The following is a 12,844-nucleotide window of genomic DNA, read 5'->3' as shown; positions in this document are numbered from 1 at the left end:
GAATAAAGAATGATACTCAAGATAATCTATGTAATTATGAAAAAGTTAACGAAAACTAGTTTACTACACCTCTATAATAATCTAAAACTCTCACTCTCAACAAATATTCATATTTAGCATTAGCCAAATTTACTTTAGCATTATCTAAATTGTTTTTACTTGAAATATAATTTAAGAAATTAGAAACACCATTTTTAAATCTAATATCATTTATACGATAAGATTCTTGGTATGCTTCAACTTGTTTTTCTAAACTTTGATGACGCTTATAAACCGCTTCCATATCAAAATGAACTTGTGCTATTGTATTTTTTATATCTAAGTGTGTACGTTCTAGTTCTAACATTGATTCTTCTACTTGAATTTTTTCTAATACCACATTATTTTTAGCTCTAAAACCATTAAATAATGGCACACTAATCGCAACACCTACAACGGTATTTAAGTTATTATCTAATTGATCTTTGTAATCAATACCTTGAGACGAAAATGAATTTTGTTCGGTCATAATTGGTAAATCTTGCCCATCTACAGTTACAAAATCCCCAGTTTCCACAATACTAGAACCAACAGACGAAAACGATTCTGCGGCGCTAGAATAATTTGTATTTACACCTCCAAAAAGCGATATTTCTGGTGTAAATTGAGACTTAGCGACATGCACACCTTTCTTTGCTGCATCAATACGTAACTCTTTAGCTTTAAAGGTTGCTAAATTTTGTAAAGCTTCCGAATAAACGTCCTCTGCTGATAAATTATATTTTTCAAAATCTAGAATAATTTGATTTGAATCAATCATTATATCCGACTCTAAATTGAGTAACTGCATTAGATTTAATTTGGCATTATTCAAACTACTTTCAGAAACCAGAAGACTAGTTTCATCACTTGCGACTTGCCCCAAAATATCTGCATAATCTGCTGGGTTCCCTGATTCACTTTCGAAGAATTCTTTTTGAATTTTTAGCTGTTGTTCCGTAGTTTCTAATCGTGCTTTGGATAAATCTAAAACGTCTTTAGCATTTAAAACTTGGAGATAAGCCAAGGTGACATTCAATATTAAATCTTGTTGTGCCGCTTCAGTTTCTAATTCTGATGCTTTTTTATTTAATCGATTTTGTTTGGCAGAATTTAATAATCTAAAACCATTAAAAATAGTCATATCTAAGCTTAATCCTAAGTTAGAAAATGTTAATTCTTGATTTATAAAATCATTTGTAAAAGGATCTATACTCCTACCATCGTTTACACCTAAATTAAAACTTCCGTTAACGCTTGGCAACATGTCAGCTTTTGATTGTTGATAATTAACCTTAGCTGTATTTGCTAATAAATTTGTCGATTTTAAATTAATATTATTTTCAAGAGCTATTGATATACAGTCTTCTAACGAGTATATTTTATTCGCTTCATTTTGAGCAAAACTTATGAAACTCATCAAAAATGTGATGGTTAATATTATGTATCTGTTTTTCATGATTACATGTTAATAAAACACCCCTAAAGTCCCCTCAAGAGGACAATTGAAGCATTTAAATTTATTTTATTCTGAAACTATTTTTCCGTCTAGTAGATTAATAACTCTAGAGCCATATGAGGCATTCTTTTCAGAATGTGTAGCTTGTATAATGGTTACGCCTTCTTTATTTAATTCAGCAAATAACTCCATAATTTCTTCACTTTGCTTAGAGTTTAAGTTTCCTGTTGGCTCATCTGCTAGGATTAATTTTGGCTTTCCAATTAATGCTCTAGCAACACCAACCAATTGTTGTTGTCCTCCACTTAACTGAACCGGAAATAAATCTTTCTTTCCAACAATATTAAATCTGTCTAACATGTCTGCCACCATGGCTTTACGCTCAGACGATTTTACATTTTTATATAGTAAAGGCGTTTCAATGTTTTCATACACATTTAATTCATCAATAAGATGATAAGCCTGAAACACAAAACCGATATACTCCTTATAGAGTTTAGACCTGTTTTTTTCTTTCATGCTATGCACTGGCTCTCCTAAGAACGTGTAACCTCCATCTGTAAAACTATCTAACATTCCAATACAATTCAATAACGTAGATTTACCAGAACCAGATGGTCCCATAAGTGAAATGAATTCGCCTTCTTTTACATCTAAATTAATATTATTTAGAAGTGTAACTTTATTACTCCCAGAATTAACTGTTCTTGTTGCTTCGTTAAGACTTAATAATGTGTTTATCATTTTAATTGGTATTTAAAATTAGTCTACTCTGGTGATTTCTGAATCTCCAAAACTTAATCCTTTATTTACTTCAGCATCACCTTTATATCTTAAAGTCGCTTCTCCATAAGCCGTAAATTTTATACTTTTTGAAGCCTGAATTTTAAAAACAGCCTCTCCATAAGCTTTTAGCTTTGAGATCTTATTATCAACTTCAATAAGATTTATACTACCAGCTCCGTATGCTGTTATATTTTGTGCATTTATAGTCCCTTTATTTATTATTAAATGACTTTCTCCATAAATATCAACATTAAACGTATCAAACTTTACGTCATTAAACGTTATTTGCGATTCGCCATAAATGTAAAGTTTAAACTTTTTTGCATCCATTAAACTCTCACAATACGTGCGTTGTTCTCCTCTTAACGACATAGTTTCAATGCTTTTATAAGTTACAAGAATCGTTAACACCTTGCCTTTATAAATTGGCACTTTCATTTTTACACCATCTTTTTCAATAGTCTCTTGCTTTGTTGTTTCTTTCGCATCTTCCAAATAAACTCGAAGTGTATTTTTATTAACTTCAATATTTACTTTATCATCGGATTCTGTATTATTTAAAATGGTAACAGATTCTTCATCGCCTTGCACAAACGTAGTTTCTATGTGCGGACTGATAATAACTTTTGTAAATGAAGCAACAGAATGCTTAGTTTGTGCTTGTGTTAATTGACCTACACAAAGCATGATAATAATTATTAGGTATTTTGAATTTTTCATGATATTATTTTTTTAATGTTTTATTCTGTTTTTAAACTATCTACCGGATTTGCAATCGCTGCTTTTACAGCCTGAAAACTAACAGTTACCATAGCAATTAATATCGCTGAGAGACCTGCAATTACAAATATCCACCAATCAATTTCAATGCGATAAGCATAATTCTGAAGCCAATTATCCATGGTATACCAAGCAATAGGAATAGCAATTAATATTGAAACACCAACTAACTTTAAAAAGTCCTTAGACAATAATTTCACAATCCCAGAAACACTTGCACCTAACACTTTCCTCACTCCTATTTCTTTACTACGTTGTTCTGCTGTGTAAGCTGCTAATCCAAAAAGCCCTAAACATGAAATAAGAATAGCGAGCAGCGCAAAAAACTGAGACAATTTACCTACAAGTTGTTCACTTTTAAATTTGGCATTAAAAGCTTCATCTACAAAATTGTATTCAAAAGGAAATGCAGGATTATGTTTCTTCATCACAGCCTCAACTTTAGCCAACATAGCATCTGTTGCTACTTGAGGATTGGTTTTTAAATACATATAGCTAGCTTCACCATGATAATTAAAAAACATTACTGGATCACTTTGTCCATACATATCACCAAATAGATAATCTTTTACGACACCAACGACAGTATAAGTAGCACCTCTATCTATTTTTTTACCAATAGCACTACCTTCTCCCATTAATTTGGCAAACGACTCTGTAATTAAAACATTGGTACTATCTTTTGCTATATTTTCGCTAAAACCCCTTCCTTCTGCAAGTTCCATTCCTGCGGTTTCAATAAAATCTGAACTTACATATCTAAAAAATATTAACACATCTTCAGTATTTGTTCCACCTGTCCATTCTAAACCAGAACCATTATTTCCGCCATTTAAAACACCCGAATTATTTAAACCAACACTGGTTACTGCTCCCGAATTAATTAAATCTTGTTTTATAACTGAAAATTTTTCAATCATTGTACCATTGACATTTAGAGACAGCAATTGATCTTTATTAAACCCTAAATCCCTATTTTTTATATGCCGAATTTGTTGATATACTATAATGGTACTGATAATAAAAACTATAGAAATTGTAAATTGACTCACCACTAATCCCTTTCTAATAAAATTAGCTGAACCTTGTGTTACTTTTAAACCTTTTAAAACCTCAACAGGCTTAAATGATGACAGATAAAATGCTGGATAAAGGCCTGCTAAAATGCCGCAAACAATTGTAATTCCAAACAAAAACAAAATATGCGAAGGCTGAGCAAGTCCCAAAACTAATTCCTTCTCGATAAGAACATTAAATTGAGGCAAAAGAATAAAAAGAAGCAAAACACTTACTAAAGTTGATATAAAAGCAAGAATCAATGCTTCGGATATAAATTGAATAATTAATCGAGAACGACCAGAACCCATTGCTTTTCTTACACCAACTTCGTTAGCACGTTTTTCGCTTCGCGCAGTAGATAAATTCATGAAATTAATACACGCAATAAGTAGAATAATTAAAGCGATGATAGTAAATAAACGTACAGATTCAATACGACCACCTATTTGTTTTGCGTTTTCAAAATTATCTCTTAAATGCCAATCTTTTATAGAATGTAAAAATGCTTTAGAATCTGCATCATCTGTTTTCTTCTCTAAGAAATTTCTAACCTGAGCATCTACTGCAGCAAAATCAGCTTCTGGTGATAATTCAACAAATGTATCTGCAAAAAAACTACCATAACCCTTAGTCCATTCCTTTCCGTCCGTAAAACGCTCAAAAGGCGCAACCCAATTAAAAGGAAATGTAACATTGCTCGGTAAATTTTCAATAACACCAGAGATAATATAATTTTCAGTATTATCAACCTTTAACGTTTTTCCGAATACCTTAACGTTTTCGCCATAGAGTAATTCTGCTGTTTCTTTGGTAATAACAATTGCTGCAGGGTTTTTAAATGCCTCGTTTGCATTACCTTCTATAAATTCTAAACTTAAAATCTTAATAAAATCTTCATCTACAAAACGACCAGAACTGTTAATCGCATTTTCTCCTACAGAAAATAAAAAGTCCCTATGTTTGGTACGCGCTGCTCTTACAACTCCAGGAATTTCCGTTTTCATAGCTTCCGCCAAAGGTCCTGGAGTAGAATTAAAAGTTCGCCATTCACCTTCATATTCTTGATGCGTTGGCACATAGTAAACTTGATCTTGTTTCGCAAAACCAGAATCAAAACTAACCTCATCTTCTACCCAAAGAAAAATTAAACTAGCACATGTTATTCCTATAGCTAATCCAAAAATATTAAGGAAACTATAGCCTTTATTTTTACGTAAAGTTCTAAATGCTATTTTTATATAATTTAAAATCATAATCGTTTATTTAACTGAATTAATAACTTATACTAATCATATAGACAAGATGATGCCAAAACACTAAACACCTAAAAGACAATACACTACATTATTAATACAAAATAAAATTGTCCGATTTTGATACACTTCTTGTTCATAATCGAACAGTTCAAAATACAGGTGATGCTTATTTATTCTGACCGTAATGACTCCACAGGGTTTGCATTAGCAGCCTGAAGTGTTTTTACACTTATTATTAGTAATGCAAAAAACAGCATTGCCAATCCACTCGCTAAAAACACCCAAAAACTAATATTGGTTTTATAAGCAAAATCTTGAAGCCAATGACTAATACCATACCAAGCAATTGGAGAAGCAATTACAAATGCAACAGCCACCAAGATTAAAAATTCTTTACACAATAGCGTATTAATTTGCAGCAGCGAAGCACCCAATACTTTACGTACTCCTATTTCTTTTACTCGTCTATTTGTGGTATAAACGACTAAACCTAAAAGACCTAAACAACTAATTAAAATAGACAAACCTGTTGCCCAATTTAAGAGTCTCGATATCTTCTGTTCTCTGTTGTAAAAGCTCTGTATTGTTTCATCTAAAAACTCAATTCTATAATCATCTGATTCTGAATAAACAGATTTATAAGCATCTTCAATCTTTACAAGTGTGGATTGGAGTCCTTCTGAAGATTCACTTTGTAATGCTATATGGATAGCTTGAAACTGACTCCAATCTGGTCGATGCCAATCGCCACGAAGTGCCATTGGTTTTACATCACTCTTTAAAGAACGCTGAAAAAAATCTGCCATAACACCAACGATAGGAATACTTTGATCACTTAACATAACTGTTTTACCAATAGCATCCTCAGGATTTTTAAAACCAAGTTTTCGCATGCAAGTTTCATTAATAACTAATTCTTTTACGGTATCATTTCTTATGGTTCTTCCTGCAAGAATATCTAACTCAAATACTTTTGAATAATTAATATCTCCAAAAATAAATTGCAAGTCTGAATTAATCTCGTTTACACCATCATTGTAAGTTACCGTTGTACTATTTGTTGAAATAGATGCAGGAGGTGTACCACCAACACTAATTTCTTTAATTTCAGGAATTGCACGCAGCTTCTCCGCATAAATCTCTTTTTTAGAAATTTCGCGTTCGGCTCTAGGACTAAAAACTGAAACAATAGCATCCGTTTTAAATCCCATATCTGTTTCTAAAAGAAAGGTAATTTGTCTGCCAACTAGTAATGTTGCAATTATGAATACCTGAGCAATAGAGAACTGAAATACAGTTAAGAATTTTCTAAGCTTCACCTTGTTTTCTCCAATAGCAGTATGATTTTTCAATACAGATACTGTATTATATCTAGATAGAATTAATGCAGGATAAAAGCCTGATAAGAATGTAACCAACAAGAGTAAAATGATGATTCCAAAAATAATTACAGGTGTTTTAAAAAGCTCGAAACTTAAACCTTCTGGGACAAAATCTGAAAACACATTGATTAACGATTTAGAAAGTAAAATTGACAATAATGCCGAAACAATTACCAACAAAAACGTTTCTCCCATAAACTGAATAATAAGCTGCTTTCTAGTACTTCCTAACGTTTTTCGAATACCAATTTCTTTAGCACGTTGAGATGCTTGTGCTGTATTAAGATTCACAAAGTTTATACACCCTAAAACCAATAAAAACAAAGCGACTAACGAAAGATTTATTAATAGTGATTTATTAGCCTGGCCTTTACTCCAATCGTAAATTCCATACCGTTGATTAAAATGAATATCTGATAATGGTTGTAAAGAAAACACTTGTTCCTCTCCATATTTTTTTGAATCTTCATCTTGATGCTCTTTGGCTAAATCATCAAAACGTTTTTGAATACTTGACAAGTTTGCATTTGAAGCCACTTTTACAAAAAGCTGAGAAGAATCATTAGTATTGTTCCAGTCTTTACTAATAATATTTTCACGTAAACGCGTATTTAAAAGCGTAGGATGTGATATAAATTCTTCAAAAAAAAAATCCGATCGTTCTTTAAAATTTTCTACAATTCCTGTCACAGTTACATTAAGGGAATCATTATACACCAAAGTTTTCCCAATGATATCCGATGGTGACGTATTAGGAAAATAATCTGAAGCTCTATTTTTAGTAAGAATTACGTTATTAGGATTTGATAATAGATCAGTTGTATCACCAGCCAAAAATTTATAATTGAAAATTTTAAAATAATTAGCATCCGTAAAAATGACAAAATTAGGCCATTTAAACTCTGAACCATTTTCACGATTTTCTACTTTAGAAGGTCGTTCTATATAAAAACCACTTACAGTTTCAAAATTAGAATTATCTTTTATTGCATCCTCTAAAGCCAAGGTTACACCAGGTACAGAAAACTCACCATCTGGACTATAAAAATCCGAGACCACTCTATAAATCTGTTCCTTGTCTTTATGAAATGTATCAAAAGAAGCATCATAATAAATAATTAATCCTATCACAAACGAAGCACTTAACCCAATGGTTAAACCTATAACATTGATTAGAGAAAACACCTTGTGCTTCATTAAGTTCCTCCATGCTATTTTGAAATAATTTTTAATCATGATGTATATGATTTAATTGATTTGTTATTCCGTTCTCAATGACTCTACAGGATTGGATGTTGCTGCTTTTATCGTTTTCACGGCTATAGTCATCATGGCAATTAATACTGCTATTCCTCCAGCTGCAAGAAACACCCAAATATTAAGATCTATACGGTATGCATAATTTTGCAACCATTTACTCATTGCCCACCACGCAATTGGTGTTGCAATAAGAAAAGCAATAACCACTAGTTTTAAAAAATCCTTAGTTAGTAATACTGTAATGGCAGAAACGCTTGCACCAACAATTTTACGAACACCAATTTCTTTTCTTCGTTGTGCTACAATAAGCAATGACATAGCAAATAAACCAATACAACTTAAAATAATGGCTAATACAGAACCACTACCAATCATGGTAATCATGGTGCGCTCGCTACGAAGTGTGCGATCAATATTTTCATTTAAAAATGACCCTTGAAATTCTGCATTAGGCTCAATAATATTCCAAACTGCTTTTACATCGCTATAAGCTTGTTCCAAATTTTGAGGTGCAACTTTGACGTAAGCGTTGCGCAAATTCCAATTAGGAAGTGCAAATAAAGTCATTGGTGCAATATTTTGATCAAGCTCTTGAAAATTGAAATCCTTTATAACGCCTACAACATTATAAGAACCTTCATCTAACTCTATTTTAGATGTGAGTATATCTTCTTCACTCAATTGTTTTGCCATGGATTCATTTATAATAACAGATAAACTATCTGTTGCCAGATTTTTCCGAAAAGAACGACCTTCAATAATATTTAAATCTAATGTTTCAATATAATCAGCATCAACAACGACCATATGTGTTTCTACGCCTCTTCCTTTATGTTCAAAACCCAAAACACTTGTAGAGCGTGATCCATCTTTACCAAGTCCCAAAATATTATTAGATGCTGTAACACTTATAATATGTGTTTTATCGCTGAGATTGTTACGCAGTAATTCTATAGCTTGTTGGTCGTTACGCTTTCCGTTAAGAGGGAAAGCAATCACTTGATTCTTGTTGAAACCTAAATCTTTAGTTCGCATAAACTCTACTTGATCCCAAAGCACAAGCGTTCCGCTAATTAATAAAATTGCAATACTAAATTGCACCACCATTAAACTATTACGTAAATAGTTTTTACCATTGCTATCAAGTTTTCCTTTTAGGCTTTGCAAAGTTCCCAAACGACTCATTAACATTGCAGGATAACCACCTGCAATTAATGTAATAACCACCACACTCAGAATAATCACTAACAATAAAGATGGGCTCAGTAAAACGGATAATGAAGCTTTGGTGCTAAATAATTTTTGAAATGAAGGCTTCAAAAACACAGCTAAAACAATCCCTAAACTTATTGAGATTAAAAACACCAAAACACTTTCTCCCCAAAACTGAAAAAACAACTGCTTTTTATTCGCACCAAGGGTTTTACGCATGCCTATTTCTCGCAATCTTTGTGAGCTTTTAGCAACACTCATATTTATGAAATTCACACAAGCGATAAACAAAATTAAAATAGCAATACCTAATATTAAATAGGGCATTGTACGATTTACAGTTACAGCGCCTTGATTAAAATTCGCAAATCTTATATCTCCAAATTCTAATAATTTTATTTGCTTATAGTTCCCTTCTGCATTTGGTTGAATCCCGTCGCGTTTAGCATTATCAATTTCACTTTTATGATGTAATGCTGTAAAATCTACTGTGCTTTTTTCAAACTGATAAACCTCAACGTTTTTAGAGAGCTGCATATACACCTCATGGTTCTCCATATCCCAACGTCCTATGGTTCTTTCATATGCATGTTGATTTTGACTTTTAAAGTTGAGCACCACATCAAAACCTATTGAACTCGTAATGGGAAAATCTTTAACTATAGCAGAAACCGTAAACGGAACCTCTTCGCCATCTCTAAGAATAGTAATAGTTTGTCCTATTGGGTTTTCATCCCCAAACATTCGTTTTGAAGCCATTTCTGTCATTGCAACAGAAGATTCAGATGTTATGGGATTTTCTTTATCTCCATTTATTATTGGAAAACTAAACATTTCGAAAAAATCTGGATCTACATAAGCAACACCCATTCCCAGTTGCTTATCCTTATTTGTCAATAATACACTTGAATTATTATAACGTGTAATTTTTTCTACTCCAGATACTTCATCCCTAAGCGCAGCTGCAAAAGGTTCGGATTTAGATATATTTGCTTCTAATCCATATGGTGTACTATCTTCTGAATAAACCTGATAAATTGAATCGCCATTATCATGAAAACCATCAAAAGATAGCTGAAACACAGCATACATCGCTAACAATATGGCCACACCAAAAGCAGCTGTTAACCCTACAACATTAAGAGCTGTAAACGTTCTATTCTTCCAGAGATTTCTAAGTGCTATTTTTATATAATTCTTAAACATAATTGCTCGATTTTTGATTGATTGAATATTTTACTCTGTACGCAATGACTTTACAGGATTTGATGTTGCAGCTTTAATGGCTTGAAAACTGACCGTGATTAAAGCTATAACCATTGATCCTAATCCTGCCACAACAAACATCCACCATTTAATGTCAATTTTATAAGCAAAATCTTCCAACCAACCATGCATTAAATACCAAGCTATTGGTGACGATATTACAAATGCAATGACGACAAGTTTTATAAACTCTTTAGAAAGAAGATTAATAATACTACTTACAGATGCTCCAACAATTTTACGAATACCAATTTCTCTTTTTCTCTGAATAGTACTGTATGCTGCAAGACCAAGAAGTCCTAGGCAGGAAATAAAAATGGCTAATAGTGCAAAACTTAGAAACAAATCTTCGAATTGCTCTTCTGATTCATATTGATTATTAAAAAGTTCATCTAAAAAATAGTACTCAAATGGATCAGCTGGCAGTATGGATTGCCATACACTTTCAACAGAAGCTAAAGTTTGAGCTGTATTATTTCCTTTAATTTTAACGGTAATAATATTCGTTTCTGTTGGATCTAGTCGCATAGTCAAAGGAGAAATTTCTTCCTGTAATGAATTAAAGTTAAAATCCTTAACAACACCTATAACTTCACCATTACTTCCCCATTGTTGATAATTAGCACCAATGGCATCTTGTGCATTTGCATAGCCTAGAAGTGACACCGCTTTTTCATTAATAATCATTGCTTTGCTTGAATCTGAAGCAAAATCTCTAGAAAACCCTCTACCTGCGATAATTTCCATTCCTAATTGTTCAATGTAATCTTCATTGATGAAGTACAGATCTAAATTTGCAATCTGTAAATCCCCTTGTTCGTTTTCTATTTCCGAATATGCAGCAGAATTGCCAGTTCCTGGAACACTAGAAGTTAATGAAGTTCCTGTTACTCCTGGTATCTTAGAAAAGCTATTTACCAATGCATTTTGGCTACTTCCAATTTCAGTAGGAATGACTATGGTATGCTCTTTATTAAACCCTAAATCTTGATTTTGCATAAATCGCATCTGATTATAGATAACGATAGTTCCGATTATTAAGGCAATGGAGATTGTAAATTGCACGACGACTAAACTTTTTCGTAACAAAACACCTTTAGTACCTGTTGAGAAACCTCCTTTAAGTACACTAATAGGTTTAAATGAAGACAATACTATTGCTGGATAAATACCAGCTATAGTGCCAATTGCCAAGGCTAATAAAAACAAATAAAGGATATTGATAGATTCTGCAAAAATGCCAGCACTTACAGCTTTACCAGCCAATTCATTAAAATAAGGTAAGCCTAAAGCTGTTAGACCTACAGCAACAAAAAATGCCATTAGACAAATGATAACAGATTCGCCAATAAATTGAAACGCCAATTGATTTTTATCTGCTCCAATAACCTTTCTAATCCCAACTTCTTTTGCTCTTTCGACTGAACGCGCTGTTGCTAGATTGATAAAGTTAATACTTGCAATTAATAATATAAAAATACCGATAATTGAAAAAACATATACATTATTGATACTACCTGAGACTGAACTGCCTCTATCAGATTTTAAGTACACATCCTTAAATGGCTCCAAAAATAAGGTCACAAACATTTTAGATTCACGCATCTCATCTCCATTTCGCTCCTCAAGAAAGTTCGGAAATTTTGCCTCTAAACTTTTAGAATTTGTTCCTTCTGTTGTTAATACGTAAATAGATGGATCATAATTACTCCATTGTTCGTCTCTATTGCTCGGCGGAGCAGTATAAGTAATCATTGATACTATAATATCTGCTTGAATATGTGAATTTTTAGGAATATCCTTCATCACTCCAGTTACTGTAGCAGGATTATCAAAACCTTCAACTACCATATTTTGTCCTATCGGGTTATTGGAATCAAAATATTTAGTCGCCATAGTCTCAGAAATCACTAAACTATTTGGACGGTTTAGCACTTGACTTTTATCTCCTTTAATCAATTCAAAATCAAAAATTTCGAAAAAAGCAGAGTCAACTGCAATAACATGCTCTTCTACAAACTTAGTTCCCTCTTTAACAATAGTAAAATCTTCACTTAAGACTCTTGTAAATTTCAGAATTTCCGGATACTCTTTCTCTATGTTTGGACCAACTGCCCAAGCTGCAATACCAGCTTCAATTTTTTCTGAAGGCGTATCAATATCGGCAACTACTCTATATATAGAATCACCTTTACTATGCATGTTATCGTAGCTCATTTCAAAATTCACATAGAGTAAAACTAGAAATCCTGCTGTCATACCAATAGCAAGTCCACTAATATTTAATAGAGTAAAACCCTTGTGTCTATATAAGTTTCTAAATGCTATTTTTATATAATTCTTAAACATAATTGCTCGATTTTTGA

7 protein-coding genes are annotated in these 12,844 nt (G+C 32.4%); all 7 read right to left on the bottom strand.

All coding sequences use genetic code 11. The features are described from left to right. Window positions 1-55 precede the first annotated feature (55 nt). Window positions 56-1,477, bottom strand: a complete 1,422-nt coding sequence (locus Q0807_RS17020) for a TolC family protein (protein ID WP_299112069.1) — start codon at window positions 1,475-1,477, stop codon at window positions 56-58. A 66-nt stretch (window positions 1,478-1,543) separates the two neighbouring features. After that, window positions 1,544-2,221, bottom strand: coding sequence for an ABC transporter ATP-binding protein (locus tag Q0807_RS17015; RefSeq protein WP_299112066.1), 678 nt, complete (start codon window positions 2,219-2,221; stop codon window positions 1,544-1,546). 18 nt (window positions 2,222-2,239) lie between these two features. Next, window positions 2,240-2,983, bottom strand: a complete 744-nt coding sequence (locus tag Q0807_RS17010) for a head GIN domain-containing protein (RefSeq protein ID WP_299112063.1) — start codon at window positions 2,981-2,983, stop codon at window positions 2,240-2,242. Window positions 2,984-3,003: 20 nt separating this feature from the next. After that, entirely contained in the window at window positions 3,004-5,355 is a 2,352-nt protein-coding gene (locus Q0807_RS17005; RefSeq protein ID WP_299112061.1) for an ABC transporter permease, read from the bottom strand. Window positions 5,356-5,528: 173 nt separating this feature from the next. Continuing rightward, the gene (locus Q0807_RS17000; RefSeq protein ID WP_299112060.1) at window positions 5,529-7,976 is read right to left on the bottom strand and encodes an ABC transporter permease; all 2,448 of its coding nucleotides are present in this window, start codon (window positions 7,974-7,976) and stop codon (window positions 5,529-5,531) included. Between the two features lie 24 nt (window positions 7,977-8,000). After that, window positions 8,001-10,418, bottom strand: coding sequence for an FtsX-like permease family protein (locus tag Q0807_RS16995; RefSeq protein WP_299112058.1), 2,418 nt, complete (start codon window positions 10,416-10,418; stop codon window positions 8,001-8,003). 30 nt (window positions 10,419-10,448) lie between these two features. Beyond that, a complete protein-coding gene (locus Q0807_RS16990; protein WP_299112055.1) occupies window positions 10,449-12,827 on the bottom strand; it encodes an ABC transporter permease in 2,379 nt (792 codons plus the stop codon). Between the last annotated feature and the right edge of the window lie 17 nt (window positions 12,828-12,844).

Source organism: uncultured Winogradskyella sp., assembly GCF_947495255.1.
Taxonomy (GTDB): domain Bacteria; phylum Bacteroidota; class Bacteroidia; order Flavobacteriales; family Flavobacteriaceae; genus Winogradskyella.
This window is presented reverse-complemented; position numbering and strand designations above follow the sequence as displayed.